The 19,836-nt window shown below is 38.1% G+C and carries 6 protein-coding genes; all 6 read left to right on the top strand.

Going from position 1 to position 19,836, the window contains the following annotated elements:
- The first annotated feature begins 39 nt into the window (after positions 1-39).
- Positions 40-1,119: a carbamoyl phosphate synthase small subunit gene (locus tag QM859_RS03910; RefSeq protein WP_414262197.1), complete on the top strand. Its 1,080-nt coding sequence runs from the start codon at positions 40-42 to the stop codon at positions 1,117-1,119.
- A gap of 311 nt (positions 1,120-1,430) precedes the next feature.
- Positions 1,431-4,607, top strand: a complete 3,177-nt coding sequence (carB, locus tag QM859_RS03905) for a carbamoyl-phosphate synthase large subunit (protein ID WP_414262196.1) — start codon at positions 1,431-1,433, stop codon at positions 4,605-4,607.
- Between the two features lie 386 nt (positions 4,608-4,993).
- A complete protein-coding gene (locus tag QM859_RS03900) occupies positions 4,994-12,823 on the top strand; it encodes an SspB-related isopeptide-forming adhesin (RefSeq protein ID WP_414262195.1) in 7,830 nt (2,609 codons plus the stop codon).
- A 505-nt stretch (positions 12,824-13,328) separates the two neighbouring features.
- Positions 13,329-15,950, top strand: a complete 2,622-nt coding sequence (locus QM859_RS03895; RefSeq protein WP_414262194.1) for a GbpC/Spa domain-containing protein — start codon at positions 13,329-13,331, stop codon at positions 15,948-15,950.
- A gap of 154 nt (positions 15,951-16,104) precedes the next feature.
- A complete protein-coding gene (locus QM859_RS03890; RefSeq protein WP_414262193.1) occupies positions 16,105-16,809 on the top strand; it encodes a glucosamine-6-phosphate deaminase in 705 nt (234 codons plus the stop codon).
- A 305-nt stretch (positions 16,810-17,114) separates the two neighbouring features.
- Positions 17,115-19,836 (top strand): Spy0128 family protein (locus tag QM859_RS03885; RefSeq protein ID WP_414262192.1); only part of this gene is annotated, 2,722 nt, incomplete at its 3' end.

The following is a 19,836-nucleotide window of genomic DNA, read 5'->3' as shown; positions in this document are numbered from 1 at the left end:
CGTTAAAAGACGCCTGAGAGCGTCCACGAGAGGTGAATTATGACAAAAAGACTTCTAGTATTAGAAGATGGAACAATCTTTGAAGGTAAAGGCTTTGGAGCAGATATCGATGTGACTGGTGAAATTGTCTTCAATACAGGGATGACAGGTTACCAAGAATCAATCACTGACCAGTCCTACAATGGACAGATTTTAACTTTCACTTATCCTTTGGTAGGAAATTATGGAATCAACCGTGATGACTACGAGTCTATCAGTCCTACTTGTAAGGGAGTTGTAGTTTTCGAAGAGGCGCGTAGAGCTAGTAACTGGCGAAACCAAATGACGCTGGACGAATTCTTGAAGGCTAAGAAAATTCCTGGAATTTCAGGCATTGACACTCGAGCTCTTACAAAGATTATTCGTAAACATGGTACCATGAGAGCGACTCTTACACATGTTGGCGATAGTATGGATCACATTGCAGATCAACTTCAAGCAACTGTCTTACCGACTGATAATATCAGACAAGTTTCTACAAAGACTGCTTATCCGGCTCCAGGAGTTGGTTTGAGCGTTGTTTTAGTAGACTTCGGCCTTAAACACTCTATTTTACGAGAGCTATCTAAACGTGATTGTAACGTGACTGTAGTTCCATACACAACTACGGCTGAGGAAATCTTGCATTTAAACCCTGACGGAGTTATGTTGTCAAATGGTCCTGGAAATCCAGAAGATGTACCAGAAGCTCTTGAGATGATCCGTGGTATTCTCGGGAAAATTCCAATCTTTGGTATCTGTATGGGGCATCAGCTCTTTGCGATGGCAAATGGTGCTAAGACCTATAAAATGAAGTTTGGTCACCGTGGTTTCAACCACGCAGTACGTGAAATTGCAACTGGGCGCGTGGACTTCACAAGTCAAAATCATGGTTATGCAGTTAGCCGTGAGGATTTACCAGAGCACTTAATCATCACCCATGAAGAAATCAATGACAAGTCAGTTGAAGGCGTACGTCACAGATATCTACCAGGTTTCTCTGTACAATTCCACCCAGACGCAGCTCCTGGACCACATGATGCAAGTTATCTATTTGATGAATTCATTGAAATGATGGAAGCATTCAAACAAACAAACTAAAGACGAGTGAGAAATCGTCGGAGAATTTATGGAATTGAACACGGACGGAAAGCTCGGAATTTAGATAAACCAACAAGGATAGAAATCCTTCTATGGTTTCCTAAAATTCAGTCGCTTTCTTATCGTCCTTTGTATCTTATTTAATGGCAATCAGAGAGTTGCCGAATAGAAAGGAGAAGGGTGGTCCGTATTTGCTGAACTGAATACGGGCTACGGACGGTGCTAAAAAGATAGTTATTTCTAGAACTAGCAGTTCTTCGTCATAACTCCTATTTTAGCTTTGTCCGCTTGACGCCCTTAATATCTTATAAATGCCTAAACGTACTGATATTCAAAAAATTATGGTGATTGGTTCTGGTCCGATTATTATTGGTCAGGCTGCTGAGTTTGACTATGCTGGAACCCAGGCCTGCTTGTCTTTGAAAGAAGAGGGGTATGAGGTTGTCTTGGTTAACTCAAATCCTGCAACCATCATGACAGATAAAGAGATTGCAGACAAGGTCTACATCGAACCGATTACACTTGAGTTTGTGACTCGTATTCTCCGTAAGGAACGTCCAGATGCTTTGCTTCCAACTCTTGGAGGGCAAACAGGGCTTAATATGGCCATGGAATTGTCTAAAAATGGTATCTTGGATGAGCTTGGAGTAGAACTTCTCGGGACTAAACTGTCTGCCATCGACCAAGCAGAGGACCGCGATCTCTTTAAACAATTGATGGAGGAACTCAAGCAACCAATTCCAGAATCAGAAATTGTCAACACAGTTGAGGGAGCAGTTGCCTTTGCAGCAACTATTGGCTACCCAGTTATCGTTCGTCCAGCCTTTACTCTAGGTGGTACTGGTGGTGGTATGTGTGCCAATGAGGAAGAATTGCGTGAAATTGCTGAGAATGGTTTGAAGCTGTCACCTGTTACCCAGTGTTTGATTGAACGTTCCATTGCAGGTTTCAAGGAAATCGAGTATGAGGTCATGCGTGACTCAGCTGATAATGCCCTTGTTGTTTGTAACATGGAAAACTTTGACCCTGTCGGTATTCACACAGGGGACTCTATCGTATTTGCCCCTGCGCAAACCATGTCCGACTATGAAAACCAAATGCTTCGTGATGCTAGTTTGAGCATTATCCGTGCTCTCAAGATTGAAGGCGGATGTAACGTTCAGCTTGCGCTTGATCCACACAGTTTCAAGTACTATGTTATCGAAGTAAATCCTCGTGTATCTCGTTCTTCAGCTCTTGCCTCTAAGGCAACAGGTTATCCAATTGCTAAATTGGCTGCTAAGATTGCTGTAGGGTTGACCTTGGATGAAGTTATTAACCCTGTTACAGGTTCAACTTATGCTATGTTTGAACCAGCCCTTGACTATGTGGTGGCTAAGATTCCACGTTTCCCATTTGATAAGTTTGAAAAAGGGGAACGTCGTCTTGGTACCCAGATGAAGGCAACTGGAGAAGTTATGGCCATCGGTCGGAACATCGAGGAATCTCTCCTTAAAGCTTGTCGCTCTCTAGAAATTGGTGTCCATCATAATGAAATGCCTGAGCTTGCAGATGTTTCAGATGATGACTTGATTGAAAAAGTTGTCAAGGCTCAAGATGACCGTCTCTTCTATGTATCAGAAGCTATTCGTCGTGGTTATACACCAGAAGAGATTGCTGACTTGACTAAGATTGATATTTTCTACCTTGATAAACTCTTGCATATCTTTGAGATTGAGCAAGAATTGGGCGCACATCCTCAGGATGTCGATGTCTTGAAAACAGCAAAACTCAATGGTTTCTCAGATCGTAAAATCGCAGAACTTTGGGGAACTACAGCTGATCAAGTTCGCCAACTTCGTTTAGAAAACAAGATTGTCCCAGTTTACAAGATGGTAGATACTTGTGCCGCAGAATTTGAATCAGAAACTCCGTACTTCTACTCAACATATGGATGGGAAAATGAGTCTATCAAGTCTGATAAGGAATCTGTACTTGTCCTAGGTTCTGGTCCAATCCGTATCGGTCAAGGGGTAGAGTTTGACTACGCAACTGTTCACTCTGTTAAAGCTATCCAGGCTGCTGGCTACGAAGCCATCATTATGAACTCAAACCCGGAGACAGTTTCAACAGACTTCTCTGTCTCAGACAAACTTTACTTTGAACCATTGACTTTCGAAGATGTGATGAATGTCATCGATTTGGAGCAACCAAAAGGTGTTATCGTTCAATTTGGTGGTCAAACAGCTATCAACCTAGCTGAACCATTAGCAAAAGCTGGTGTGACTATCCTTGGTACTCAAGTTGCGGACTTGGACCGTGCGGAAGACCGTGACCTCTTCGAACAAGCCCTCAAAGACTTGGATATTCCACAACCTCCTGGACAAACAGCAACCAATGAAGAAGAAGCAGTACTTGCTGCACGTAAAATTGGTTTCCCAGTTCTCGTTCGCCCTTCATATGTCTTGGGTGGACGTGCCATGGAAATCGTTGAGAATGAAGATGATCTTCAATCTTACATGCGAACTGCTGTTAAGGCTAGTCCAGACCACCCAGTTCTTGTCGACTCTTATATCGTCGGACAAGAGTGTGAAATCGATGCCATTTCAGACGGACAAAATGTCCTCATCCCTGGTATTATGGAGCATATCGAACGCGCTGGTGTCCACTCAGGTGACTCCATGGCTGTTTATCCTCCTCAAACCTTGTCGCAAAAGGTACAAGAAACTATTGCAGACTACACCAAACGTCTTGCAATTGGCCTCAACTGTCTTGGTATGATGAACATTCAGTTTGTTATCAAGGATGAGAAAGTATACGTCATTGAAGTAAACCCTCGTGCCAGTCGTACTGTTCCATTCCTTTCTAAAGTAACCAACATCCCTATGGCTCAAGTAGCGACTAAGTTAATTCTCGGTCAAAGTCTCAAAGAGCTTGGTTACCAAGATGGACTTTACCCAGAAAGCACTCGCGTTCATATCAAGGCACCAGTCTTCTCCTTTACCAAGCTAGCTAAGGTAGACAGCCTGCTTGGACCTGAAATGAAGTCAACAGGGGAAGTCATGGGTTCTGATACCACTCTTGAAAAAGCTCTCTACAAGGCCTTTGAAGCTTCTTATCTTCACTTACCAACCTTTGGTAATGTTGTCTTTACCATCGCGGATGATGCAAAAGAAGAAGCACTAGATTTGGCTCGTCGTTTCCAAAATATTGGCTACGGAATCCTTGCTACTGAAGGAACTGCAGAGTTCTTTGCAAGTCATGGATTGCAGGCTCAACTCGTTGGAAAGATTGGTGATGATGAACACGATATCCCAAGCTACGTCCGCAAAGGAAAAATTCAAGCTATCATCAATACAGTTGGTACCAAACGGACAGCTGATGAAGATGGTGAACAAATCAGACGTTCAGCAATTGAACATGGAGTTCCTCTCTTTACAGCTCTAGACACAGCAGATGCCATGCTAAAAGTACTAGAAAGCAGAAGTTTTGTCACAGAAGCCATCTAAATAAAAAAATGATTCTCGTAAGGGAATCATTTTTTATTTTATGAAAATGTTGTTACCATTTTCACAAGAAAAAAATAATCTAGAAAATATAAAAAGCAAAAATAAAAATATAGTAAAAATTAGAACATATTCAAATAAATCCTGTTAAAATTAGCATTATATCAAGCATGCATAAAAAAAAATATAATAAAAAATTTAGATCTCAGGTAATGAAAACTATTCCAAAGTAAACGTTTTCAAGGACATATAATTCTTTGAACTTATCTTAAACTTATGATATGATAAAGGAGCTAAAGCCAGAATATAATTTCTGTATAAAAGGTACAAAAATTATAAAATTCTGACTCCTAGTAAAATAAAAGATTTATAAAGGAGAACTTATCAAGATGATAAGAAAGGAACAACAACGCTTTTCTTTACGTAAATATAAAGTTGGTGTTGCATCGGTATTTTTAGGAACCACTCTAAGCTTTCTAATGGCAAATGGTGGTGGAGTAAAAGCTTCAGAAATTCCTGCACAACCAAGTTCTGAAGAAAAAACAGAGTTGGTGAAAAAGGATAGTAGCGAGGATTCCTCTAAAAAGGAACAGAATGTTGTAGAAAATGTTGCAACAAGTGAACTTGCTAAGACAAACAAGGTTGAAGAAGGAAAAGCAGCTTCTGAGGCTAAAACAGAAGAAGCTAAATCTGAACCAGTGTCTTCAGAAAAAGCAGAAGAAGTAAAACCAGTAGCAACTGAAGTAAAACCTGCTACAGAAGAAGCTGCTAAACCAGAAGTTGCTGAAGGAGAGACAAAAAAAGAGGAAAAAGCAGAAGAAGCAAAACCGGCAACAACTGAAGTAAAACCAGCTACAGACGAATCAAACAAACCAAAAGTACGTAGTCGTCGTGCTACTACTAACGAAGCTGTAGCTGGGGACCATAACTCTAACCCAGTAGCCGTAAGTACTTACTTAAAAGATGGGGAAAAAGTAACTCCAGAAATTAAAGATGCTAACGGTGCAACTGTAAGATCTCAAACGGTACCAGCTGGTTATTCTGCTAAAGAAGGAGATTGGTATACATACGCTATCTGGGATTTAACTAAATTCAATGAACGTTATGGTACAAAATACTATGCTCGTGCTTATAAGAGATTTGATGAATCTACAGATACAAATGTTGATTTAATCGATAAAACGACTGGTGCTGTGGTTGAAACAAGAACAATTACTGCCTCTAGTGGTGTTCAAAAATTCACTACTACCACAGCTGCGTCTAATAGTCAATTAACCTTCCAAGTGGATTATAAAGCAGGTACTGCTGAAAAAGGTAAAACTACTCAACCATTTATTCAAAATGGTTATGAAGTTGGAAAGAGTATAACAGATTTAGTTGCTGCTGGACACAAACTTACGCCAGCAGAGCAAACACTTTATACTGCGGTTTATAATGCTCGTACTACAACAGATGTTCTAAACGTTGTTGAACCAGCTTACAATGGCCGTACAATTACTGATTCAAACGCTAAAATACCAGAAACAATTAATAAAACAACTTACTATAAAGTAGTTGATAAAAATAACCCTACTTTCAACGCTAATAAAACGGATAAAACTGTTCAAGATTATAAAGAAAATGGTAATGAAGTAGACTTAGCTAGATATACACTTAAAGCTGAAGAAGGACAAAGATTCACAGCATCTGGTGAGCGCCAATTTGATGGATATAAATTGTACCAAACAGCTAATGCAAATGATCAATCAGGCTTTGTAAATCGTCCTTATACTATCGGTTCTAAATTCATGGATGCGGACCGATACGGTATCAAACGTATCAAAGAAGTTGTTGGAGAAGACGGTTCAGTAGTTATTCGTGTTTACTTATTAGATCCAAGACAACAAAGCAAGCGTTCTGATGGTTCATTAAGTACTGATGGCTATATGTTGCTTGCTGAAACTAAACCAATTAAACCAGGGGAAGCTAATACGCAAGAACTAGTTGTTAAAAAATCACCTCTTAATACGATTGCACATACTGTAACAGATCCAAAAACAGGAGCGCAGACTCAATATCCAAATGGTAAAGAAGTTGCATTCGATTTCCAAAGTTCAGCAGGATATACACCTAAGAAAACGGTATTCGTACCATTCTTGGGAGATGGAATTGGACACCATTCAGCTAACGCACAATTAGAACGTGGAGTTGGTGGTATCGGTACAAACGTTGACTTGCTTAACACTTTGACACCGTATAAACAACCTATTTACTACTATGTTAAACAAGAACCAGTTGAGGTAACTCCAGAAGTTGAAAAACAACTTGAAGGACGTGTATTAGCAAATGGTGAGTTTACATTCAAACTAAAAGAAGTTCAACCAAATAAATCGATCCAAGCTTATGAAGAAACTGTAACTAACAAAGCAGACGGTAAAGCTACATTCAGCAAATTAACATTTAACAAAGCGGGTACTTACACTTACACCATCACTGAAACACCAGGTTCAGATGCAAATGTTGATTATGATGCAATGACAGTTACTATGAATGTTACTGTTACGGAGAATGCTCAAGGTGATTTACAAGCTGCAGTTAAATACAGTGCTGAAGGTGGATTCAAGTCAAGTGCTGATGATAAAATCTTCAACAACTATGTTGTAGCACCAGTTAAAACTAAATTCGACTTCACTAAGAAATTAGCTGGACGTGAGCTTAAAGACGGCGAATTCAAATTCGTTCTTAAAGATGCAAACGGTCAAGAAGTTGAAACAGTAACTAACAAAGCAGACGGGACTGTAACATTTACAGAATTATCATTTGACAACTCTAAAGTTGGAACTCACACGTATACAGTAGAAGAAGTAATCCCTGCAACTAAAGAAGTAGGTATGACGTATGACACTATGAAAGCAACGCTTACTGTGGAAGTTGCTAAAAATGGACATGCCTTAACAACTGTAACAAATTTCAGCTCAGCAGGTGGTGTGAATGAGAATGGAGAATCAACAGATGGAATGGAAGATAAAGAGTTTAACAATAAAATAACTCCTCCAGAAACACCTGTATTCCAACCAGAAAAATTCGTTCTTAACAAAGAAAAATTTGACATCACTGGTACAAAACTCGTTGACGATGATCATGAGTTGACAGACGAGTACGCAGATACAAATGCTGACCCTTATGCTGACAAAACTACTAACAACGAAGCAGAAAACATCAATACGAAGGTTGTTGAACGCGGTGAAAAATTAGTTTACCAAGTATGGTTAGATACTAAGAATTTCACTGATAGAAACAATATCCAATCGGTTGGAATCTCTGATACCTATGATGCTGATAAATTATCGGTTAACTCTAGTGAAATCAAGGCTTACGATAGTGAAACTGGTAATGAAGTCACTGATAAGTTTGATATTAAGGTTGAAAATGGTGTTATTACAGCAACATCTAAGACTTCTGTAAACAAATCATTAGGTGATGTAGATAATACACAAGTTATCGATACAACTAAATTTGCATTTGGTCGCTACTATAAATTTGATATCCCAGCAACAGTTAAAGATTCAGTTCCAGGTGGAGTAGACATCGAAAACAAAGCCAACCAAATCGTTCATGTTTACAATCCAGTAAGCAAATCTGTAGAGAAACCAGAAAAACCTACTCAAAAACGTGTGAACAGTGTTCCTATCGAAGTAGAATTTAACTTCACTAAGAAACTAGAAGGTCGTGAACTGCAAGCCAGTGAATTCAGCTTTGTTCTGAAAGATTCAAAAGGGAAAGAAGTTGAAACTGTCAAGAACGATGCAGATGGTAAAGTAAAATTCAAAGCTCTTAAATTTGAAAAGAGCCAAGTTGGTGAACATAAATACACTGTTGAAGAAGTAGCAGGAGCAGATGCAACTATTACTTACGATACGATGAAGGCTGAAGTTAAAGTTACTGTTTCACATGATGGTACTGCAAAAGCTTTAATCGCAAATGTAACTGAACCAGCTGATAAAGAATTCAATAATACAGTTACACCACCAACTGAACCTAAGTTCCAACCAGAGAAATACGTTGTTTCTGAAGAGAAATTCGATATCACAGGCGATAAGCTCGTTGACGACGATAAAGAGTTGACAGACAAGGTCTCAGATACCAATGCGAACCCATATGCGGACGATGCATCAAACAACGAAGCACAAAACATCAATACCAAGACTGTTAAACGTGGAGATAAACTAGTCTACCAAGTTTGGTTGGATACTACAAAATTCACAACTGATAACAAGGAAAAGATACAGTCAGTTGGAATTACAGATGATTTCGATGAAACTAAGGTTGGTGTTGATGGTACTAAGATCAAAGCCTACGATTCAGTATCAGGTGATGATGTAACAAATAAATTTGATATTACAGTTGAAAATGGAGTAATGACAGCGACGCTTAAAGCTGGCAATACTAAGTCACTTGGTGATGCTGAAAATACTCAAATTATCGATACAGCTAAATTTGAGTTTGGACGTTACTATAAGTTCGATATCCCAGCAGTAGTCAAAAATGATGTTGATGGTGGAGTAGATATTGAAAATACTGCGACACAAGTAGTCAACTACTATAATCCAGTTACCAAGAAAGTTGAAAAACCGTCTAAACCAACTGAAAAACGTGTGAACAGTGTACCAATTTCAGTAGAATTTAATTTCACTAAGAAACTAGAAGGTCGTGAACTGCAAGCCAACGAATTTAGCTTTGTTCTGAAAGATTCAAAAGATAATGAAGTTGAAACAGTTAAGAACGACGCAACTGGAAATGTTAAATTCTCAGCCCTAGAATACAAGAAGGGTGAAGAAGGTGTATATAACTACACTGTTGAGGAAGTTGTAGGAACAGACGCTACTGTAACATATGATACTATGAAAGCAGAAGTGACCGTGACAGTATCACATGATGGTACAGCTAAAGCTCTAATTGCAACTGTGAATAATCCAGCTGACAAAGAGTTCAACAACACTGTAACACCACCTGAAGAGCCTAAGTTCCAGCCAGAAAAATATGTTGTCGCTGCAGAGAAATACGATATTACTGGTGACAAACTACTTGATGACGATAAAGAATTAACAAACAAGTATACAGAAACAAATACTGATCCATATGTTGATAAAGATAACAACAATGAAGCAGAAAACTTAAATACTAAGACTGTTAAACGTGGTTCTAAATTGGTTTACCAAGTATGGTTAGATACAACTCAATTTGATGCTAATAACAGAGATAATATTCAATCAGTAGGAATTTCTGATAACTACGATGAAGCTAAATTAACTCTGAATGAAGCTGATATCAAAGCCTACGATTCTGTAACAGGAGCTGAAGTAACAGATAAATTTGATATTGCTGTTAATAATGGAGTTATTACAGCAACTCTCAAAGCTGGTAACACTAAGTCATTGGGGGATGCAGAAAATACTCAAATTATTGACACAACTAAATTCGAATTTGGGCGTTACTACAAATTTGACATTCCAACAACAGTTAAAGAGGATGTAGCTGCTGGTGCAGATATTGAAAATACTGCTGCTCAAGTGGTGAACTACTATAATCCAACAACTAAGAAAGTTGAGAAACCAGAAAAACCAACTCAAAAACGTGTGAACAATGTTCCAGTTCCACTTGATCTTAAATTTACTAAGAAACTGGAAGGTCGTGATTTAGCAGAAGGTGAATTCAGCTTTGTTCTTAAGAAAGACGGCGATATTGTCGAAACGGTTAAGAACGATGCGACTGGTAAGATTACCTTCAAGACTCTTGAGTTTGGTAAAGATGATTTAGGTAAGACATATAACTATACAGTTGAAGAAACTCCTGGTACAGATTCATCTGTTAAATACGACACAATGGTTGCTACTGTGAAAGTTGTTGTATCTCATGATGGTACAGCTAAAGCAATCGTAGCGAATGTAACAGATGCTGTTGATAAAGAATTCAACAATACAGTAACTCCTCCAAAAGAACCTAAGTTCCAACCAGAGAAATACGTTGTTTCTGAAGAGAAATTCGATATCACAGGCGACAAGCTCGTTGATGATGATAAAGAGTTGGCAGACAAGTACGCAGATACTAAAGCGAACCCATACGCTGACGATGCATCAAACAACGAAGCTCAAAACTTGAATACGAAGACTGTGAAACGTGGCGATAAATTGGTTTACCAAGTATGGTTGGATACAACTAAATTCGACGCAGCTAACAAGGACAACATCCAATCAGTAGGAATCTCAGATGACTACGATGAAACTAAGTTGAATCTTGACGCTACTAAGATTAAAGCCTATGATTCAGTAAGTGGTGCAGATGTAACAGAGAAATTCGATATTACTGTGAACAACGGTGTGATCACTGCAACCCTTAAAGATGGCTTCACGAAGTCACTTGGCGATGCAGATAACACTCAAGTCATCGATACAACTAAATTCGCATTTGGACGTTACTACAAGTTCGACATCCCAACAACAGTGAAAGCTGATGTACCTGGTGGTGTAGATATCGAAAATACTGCGGCTCAAGTAGTCAACTACTACAACCCAACTACTAAGAAAGTTGAGAAACCAGAAAAACCAACTGAAAAACGTGTCAACAACGTTCCAGTTGAAGTAGAATTCAACTTCACGAAACGTTTGGAAGGCCGTGAGCTTAAAGCTAACGAATTCAGCTTCGTTCTTAAAGATTCAGAAGGTAAGACTCTTGAAACTGTAAGCAACGATGCATCAGGTAATGTTAAGTTCTCTAAACTTGAGTTCAAGAAAGACCAAGAAGGTGTACACAACTACACAGTAGAAGAGGTTAAAGGAAGCGACGCAACCGTTACATACGACACAATGAAAGCGAATGTAACAGTCACAGTGAAACACGATGGAACAGCTAAAATTCTGATCGCGACTGTAGGCGACATTGCGGATAAAGAATTTAACAACCGTGTAACTCCTCCAGAAACTCCTGAGTTCAATCCAGAGAAATATATTCTTAATGAAGAGAAATTTGATATTACTGGAACTAAACTTCTGGATGATGATAAAGAGTTGACTGATAAAGTAGCTGATACCAACAAAGATCCATATGCGGATAAAGTTGATAACAACGAAGCACAAAATATCAATACTCAAACACTCCATAAAGGTGATAAGGTTGTTTACCAAGTATGGTTGGATACAACTAAATTTACAGAAGCTCACAATATTCAATCTGTAGGAATTACAGATAAATATGACAGCGAAAACTTGGATGTTAATGTATCTGAAATTAAAGCTTATGATTCAGTAACTGGTGAAGATGTAACAGCTAAGTTTGATATCTCAATTATGGATGGTGTCATTACTGCTACATCTAAGGCTGACTTGACTAAGTCTCTTGGAGATGCGGAAGATACACAAGTAATTGATACTACTAAGCTAGCGTTTGGTCGTTACTATAAGTTTGATATTCTTGCACGTATCAAGGACACTGCTAAGGAAGGTGTAGATATTGAAAATACAGCTTCTCAAATCGTTCACCAATACGATCCAACTAAGAAATCAGTTGAAAAACCAGAAAAACCAACTGAAAAACGTGTTGTTAATATCCCAGTAAAAGTTGAATTCAACTTCACGAAGAAATTGGAAGGTCGTGCGTTGAAAGCTGGTGAATTCAGCTTCGTATTGAAAGACAAAGATGGCAACGTGATTGAAACCGTAAGCAACGATGCTGAAGGTAAGATCAAGTTCTCAGCTCTTGAGTTCAAACGTGGTCAAGAAGGCACTCATATCTATTATGTAGAAGAAGTGAAAGGTACAGAGGCTGGAGTTGAGTACGATAAGATGGTAGCGACTGTTGGAGTTACTGTAACTAAGGATGGTAAAGTGTTGACCCTTACTTCACAAATGCCGGAAGACACTGAGTTTAACAACAAGGTGACACCGCCAACACCGCCAACACCGCCAACACCGCCAACACCGCCAACACCGCCAACACCGCCAACACCGCCAACACCGCCAACACCGCCAACACCGCCAACACCGCCAACACCGCCAACACCGCCAACACCACCAACACCACCAACACCGCCAACACCGGTAACACCGTCAACATCAGAAAAACCTAAAGGTCCTGAATTGCCAAATACTGGTGAACAATCTAAATCTGGAGTTGTTGCACTTGGTGCTGCGCTTGGTCTCGTAGGTCTAGGTTTGGTTGCAAAACGTAAAAAACGTGAAGACTAAGATTGAGATAACATCAAAATTTTGATGTTGAAATAACAATTTTAGCTCTAAAATGAAGAGGCTTTACTCGGAAGAGTGGGGCCTCTTTGTTACTTTGTAAAAAAACTAGTTTCTTTCTCTAAAATACACTAGTCTTGTTGCCTTTTAGAACTGACTAGGATTACAAAACTAAGAAGCAAAGAAAATTCTATAATTGCTCATTGAGAAGATTGATTACCTGTTTAAGATAGGTTGTTAATAAATTTAGTAACTTCGTGAAGGACTTTCAAAACTCTAAGTTATGAATGGGAAATAAGTTTTTTTGAATCTATAGGGCAATCTTAATAAGGTTGAATCTTAAATATTTGTAGTTCAATTTTATGTTTTGGAAATAAATTGAAAATATTCAGAAACTATACGGAAATTAATTGTATTTATATATTTTTTTTGATAAACTTAATATGAATTTTATAAAATAAGATTTTTTTCTAAAGAAAATTTTTTTAATTTAAAAAAGGAGTTTGTCATGTCATCGTTAAAGAATAATAAAACAATCAAGTATGCCTTGAGAAAAACCTCAGTTGCTTTTGGTTCTGTCGCAGTCGCAACAGTGATTGCTGCTGCGGGTATTGCCACTGTATCAGCCGATGAAACTTCATCAGCAACTACACCTGTTGCTTCAACTACAACAGTAGCTGGAGAAGAAACAAAAGAAGTTGCGGTTCCAGAGAAGTTGGAAGAAGCTAAAACTGCTGCAACAAATGAAGGTCTTGAAGTTAAAGAAACTGAAACTAAAAAGCAAGATTCAGAGGAAGCTGCTGCTAAAGATTACGAAAAACAAGTTACTGATATTCATAAAACTGTAGCTGATTATAAAGCTGAAGTAGCAGCAAATCAAGAAGCTTACGAAAAAGAAAAAGCTGAAGTTGATGCTAAAAATGCTGCTGCACAAGCAAACTACGATAAAGAGCTTGAAGCTTATAACGAAAAACTTACTGCTTATAAAAAAGAATTGACTGAAAAATCAGCAGAAAAAACAGCAGTAGAACAGAGTAATGAAGAAGCACGTGTTGCTTATGAAAAAGCTCTTGAAGAATATAACACAGCACTTGCAGCATACAATGCATCTGTAACAGCAAATCAAGAAGCTACTGAAAGTAATAAATTAGCTCAAGCAGAGTATGAAGCTAAATTAGCTGACTACAAGACTAAAAAAGCTGCTTATGATGAAGCACAAGCGGCTTACTTGATTGAACTCGAAATTTATAACAAGAAAAAAGCACAATACGATGATGCTAAAGATGCCTTCAATAAGATGGTTGCAGAGCGTGGTGGAAATCCTGAGAAATACAAACAAGATTTGACATTCCTCTCTGAAGAACTTGCTGATGGCGAAACAACTAAAATCACACACCAAACAACTGGATTAACAACTTACTTGACAAAAGAAGGTCAATCTCGTATGTACGGTGATGGTAAAGCTACTAAGATGTATGAAACAAAGAATCTTCAAGATTCTGATGTGACAACTACAAATCCATATGCCAACAATGAAATCGAGTGGGGTCTTGTAAAAGTCGGAGACAAATTTGATGTTACATACACAGGACTTACTCAAGCTAAAATTGTAAAAGATAGCGAAGAAAAAGGTATTGCAAAAGTTGTTTATAAATACGAAGTGAAGAGCCTTCCATCATCAGATGGAAAAGGAATCGTTCAAATTTACAACGATCCAGCAGTTACAATGACAATTGGTAGCTCAACAGATACTGAAAACCCAGTAACTGTTGGTGTTGACATTGAGTTTTACGATGAAAATGACCAATTAATTGATTTGTCACAACACAATGCAATCCTTGCCCTTAACTCACTTAACCACTGGAATGGTGCATCTTATGTTGAAAATGACAAACCTCGTCCTCTAGTTGTTGAAGCTAAAGATAGCGAAGGCAATACAGTTCGTGGAACTTGGGATCCATATTCAGATGGAAGTGAACCAAAACTTGATGGTGCAGACGTTGTTGTGAAAAGCGGTAAAGCTGATTTCGGTAGTGCAGAAGTTGATATCAATGCTGATAATCCTTTGAAAATTGTTGCTCAAAAAGCAACATGGGATGATGATGCCTTCAAAGTAACTGAAGCAACAACAGTTGATGCTACAACAGTGAACGCATCTGGTGGCGGAAATGGTCACTCAGTTGGTACTGAAGATTACACATTCGGTGATAAATCAGACGTTATCGGTTCTTACACTGTAGACGCTAAATCAGGTGTTTTGAGATACACACCAAAAATGAAACACCAAGATACTCCTCACGTTGAGTCTGTAAACATTGGTGACAAAGAGTTTATTAAACTTCCAAATTCAAGTGTAGACCAAGATTCATCGACAAAAGAAGTATCTGCTAAAGAACAAAACCAATACATGGCTCAAGGTGCTACATTTAATGCAGACTCTTCAAGTGAAACTAAGGGTTGGGATGATCCTAAGAGCCCTTACCTTTACTATGGTGGTGCTGCTGTTATTTTGAAAGATGGTCATCTTGAATTTACAGCAAAAGGTGCTAACGCAACAGGCGAAGCAACTCTCTATTGGTTCTCTATCAACTCAAACGTTGGCTTCCCTCAAGATCCAGGTGAAGAGCCAGTTAAACCAACAGAACCAACACCTCCAGTTAAACCTGAAAAACCAGAATTGACAGAAGTACCAACTGTTAAAGAAAAACCAGTTCCACCGACAGAACCAGAATATAAAACTGTACCTGTCTTACCAAGTGAACCGGTTAAACCAGAAGCACCTGAGTTGGTGAAGGATCCTGTTAAGAAAGAAACAGAAAAACCAGTTGTTGAATGGAATAAAAATGTTGTGCTTATCAAGGAAAATGAAAAACCACAACCTAAGCCAGAACCAAAACCAGAGCCTAAGCCAGAACCAAAACCAGAGCCTAAGCCAGAACCAAAACCAGAGCCAAAACCAGAGCCTAAGCCAGAATCAAAACCAGAGCCTAAGCCAGAATCAAAACCAAAATCATCTAAGAAATTATTGCCAAATACTGGTTCAGTTGAACAATCATTCATGACTTATTCAGCACTTATTGGTTTAGCTACTGCCGGTTATGCTTTGTCAAGAAAGAAAAAAGAAGATTAATTTATTCTAAGAATCTTTTGAAAAGAGAAGACTAATTCAGTCTTCTCTTTTTATCAAGTTTCACCTATAAAAATTAAAAAAAATAAAACCGTTTACACTTGACAAAAATTGGTCTATACCATATAATAAAATAAAGAAATATGGAGGAACAATTATGAAAGTTATTCAAGTGAAAAATCCTGAAGAAGGTGGAAAAGTAGCTTTTGATATTTTAAAAGAAAAGCTAGCAAACGGTGCTAAAACATTAGGGCTTGCGACAGGTAGCAGCCCGCTTGAATTTTACGCAGAAATCGTTAAGAGTGATCTTGATTTTTCAAATCTTACTAGTGTGAACTTGGACGAATATGTAGGACTTGATGGAGAGAATCCTCAATCTTATCGTTACTTTATGCAAGAAAATCTTTTCAATAAAAAGCCATTCAAAGAAAGCTTTTTACCGCGTGGTGTCAAAGACAAAGCAGAAGAAGTAGAACGCTATAACCAAATTCTTGCAGATCATCCAGTCGATTTGCAAATTTTGGGAATTGGTCGAAACGGTCATATCGGATTTAACGAACCAGGAACTTCCTTTGACAGCCAAACACACCTTGTAGATCTTGATCAGTCTACGATTGAAGCTAATGCTCGTTTCTTTGAAAAAATCGAAGACGTCCCAACACAAGCTATCTCAATGGGAATCAAAAATATCTTAGATGCTAAGTCTATTCTTCTATTTGCTTATGGTCCTTCAAAAGCAGAAGCTATTGCAGGAACTGTTCAAGGTCCAGTGACTGAAAATCTACCAGCAAGTAGCTTACAAAATCATCCAGATGTAACCATTATTGCGGATGCAGAAGCGCTAAGTCTATTGAATCAATAATATTTATACTATACTATACTATAGAGGGAAGCTATTCAAAATTCATTTGGATGGCTTTTTATTTTGAATATATTAAATTTGTCTGACTCCATAGATTTCTAGTGGATAATTTTACAAAAAATGTACGTTAAACAATAGAATATTATAAAAGGATTGGAAATTAAAAAAATAATTGAAAATATACTAAATAATAGGCTTTTAACGCCTGAATTTATTGACTTTTAAATTTAAATATAGTACTATAATTTTGGATTATTTAATAATTCAATATATTTTAAAAAAATAGGGAAAGAAGGAAATATTTAATGGTGAAAAAGATAAAGAAAAAGCCGTTATTAATATTTTTTGTATCAGTTCTGACCTTCTTAAGCACATTGTTCTTGTCGACTAATGTCGCTTATGCAGATGGGAAAGAATTAACGGGTGTAGTAACTGATATAAGTGTCCTCAACATGTCGGATTCCAAATTGGAACCAAATGCAGATGGTACTTATCAGATTATTACCAATCGTTCAAATCAGTTCTTTGTTCAATTTGACCTCAAGCAATATGATGGGAAATTGACCAATGGCGATTACTTTGATGTAGATATTCCTACACCAGTAACTGTCTATAATGGAACAACTGAATTGTACGATAAGGAAACAAAAGTAAATATCGGTACAGTAGTTGTTACTGCTAACGGTGATAACCAAGGTGGTAAGGCACGTGTTACTTTGAAGAACCTTGATGAGTTCCAAGCTAAAACAGGTGGAGATATCGTTAAAGGTGTGAAAGGAAATTATGCAATTACTTTCTTGTTCAAGAGTGACCAAACAGCAACACCAATCACTTTCGAAAACAAGGGTGTTGGTAAAACAATCACACATAGCTTTACTTCTAAGACAGTTGACAGCAAACAAGAAGGTTTCGAAAACTATGCTAAGGTCGGTAACGACGTAGTAAGTAAAGAATGGACTTCAGCAAAGTTAGCAGCTATCGGTTCAGTAGGTAAAGGAGACGTTTACTCTCCATGGAGAATCCGTGTTAACACAGGAAAACAAGACTATGGTAAAAACTTAGTTTTGAATGACTTCCTTCCAAATACATCTGAATTTGCTCCTATCCAATATATCCCAGAGTCATTGGTAGTTTATTCTTCTGCTACATTGAACGATGGTACTTCTCAAGTTCCGTCTGATGCTAAGAAGATGGTAGAAGGTACTGACTATACTGTAGCTTGGAATGAGAACTATACTCAGTTCAATCTTATCTTTGCAGATGGATCTAAATCGTATTGGGTAGAATACCACACCACAACACCAGGTGACGGTAGAAAAGTTCAAAACGTTATCCAGTTGACTACAGCAGATGGAACTGCACTTACTCAACGTAGTAATCGTACAAACTTAGATTTTAAAGCTGAACGTGTATCTCTTGTAAAAGGACAAATCGAAGCTTCTACAGCCTTCAAGATTAAGATCAACAAGACAAATGCCTTCACATTGGTTCCAGTTGCAGGTGCGGTTTACACAGTTAAGTCAGAAGATGGAACTATCTCTACAGAATTGACTACAAATGAAAAAGGTGTGGCAATCTCTGATGAGTTTGATCAGAAATATGTCGGTAAGACATTCATCATCAAAGAAAAGACAGCTCCTGCTGGATATACTCTTGATGAAAAAGAATATAAGGTAGTTCTTGGAGCCGAAGGTTCTAAGATTAACCTTCAAGACGAACCAATCGCAGCAGATTTCTCAATTACTGCTAAGAAAGTAATTGCTGGAAATCGTCCAGTAGCCTTGAAAGATGGTGAGTTCAAGTTTGATTTGTACAATGCAAACAACTTGACTACTCCAATTGCTTCAACAACAAACAAAGCAGATGGAAGCATCACATTTGAAGGTTTGAAAGCTAAAGGTCCTGGTACCTACAACTATGTCATCAAAGAAAATACTGAAACAAAAGTTCCTGGTATCACATTTGATGAAAACTCATACGAAGTAACAGTTGTTGTCAAAGCTGAAGGTGGAACACTTAAAGCTGAGGTTACAACTCAAACACCTACTTTGACAAATACATATGAGCCATCACCTGCTCGTGCTACATTCAAAGCAACTAAAGAATTAGTTGGTAAAGAACTTGCTAAAGAACAATTTGAGTTTGAATTGAGCGAAGGTGGAAAAGTCATTGCAACATCATCAAACGGTAAGACAGTTAATGGTGTTGAAGCAGCAACAAATGAAGTAGTCTTCTCAGTTCTCTATACTGAAGCTGGAGACCACGAATATACAATTACAGAAAAAGCTGGTTCAGAAGAAGGAGTTACATACTCAACTGAAAGTTACACAATCCATGTCTCAGTGGTAGACAACGGCGAAGGTAAACTCGTTGCAACTGTAAAAGAAGCTGATGCAGCTCGTAAGTTTACAAACACATATAAAGCAACTCCAGCAGAAGCTGTTATCAAAGCAACTAAAGAATTAGTTGGTAAAGAACTTGCTAAAGAACAATTTGAGTTTGAATTGAGCGAAGGTGGTAACGTCATTGCAACATCATCAAACGGTAAAGAAGTTGAGGGTGTTGAAGTTGCAACAAACGAAGTAGCCTTCAAACTTTCATACACTGAAGCAGGCGAGCACGAATACGTGTTGACAGAAAAAGCTGGATCAGTAGCAGGAGTTGAATACTCAACTGAAAGCCACACAATCCATGTCTCAGTAGCAGATAACGGCGAAGGCAAACTAGTTGCAACTGTTAAAGAAGCAGATTCAACTCGTAAGTTTACAAACAAATATAAAGTATCACCAACAGAAGCAGTTATCAAAGCAACTAAAGAATTAGTTGGTAAAGAACTTGCTAAAGAACAATTTGAGTTTGAATTGAGTGAAGGCGGAAACGTCATCGCAACATCATCAAATGGTAAAGAAGTTGAGGGTGTTGAAGTTGCAACAAACGAAGTAGCCTTCAAACTTTCATACACTGAAGCAGGCGAGCACGAATACGTGTTGACAGAAAAAGCTGGATCAGTAGCAGGAGTTGAATACT

Origin of the sequence: Streptococcus infantis, from assembly GCF_047463175.1 — a bacterium.
Classification (GTDB): Bacteria; Bacillota; Bacilli; order Lactobacillales; family Streptococcaceae; genus Streptococcus; species Streptococcus infantis_AC.
Note: the sequence above shows the minus strand (reverse complement) of the source record. Positions and strands in the feature narration are given on the sequence as shown.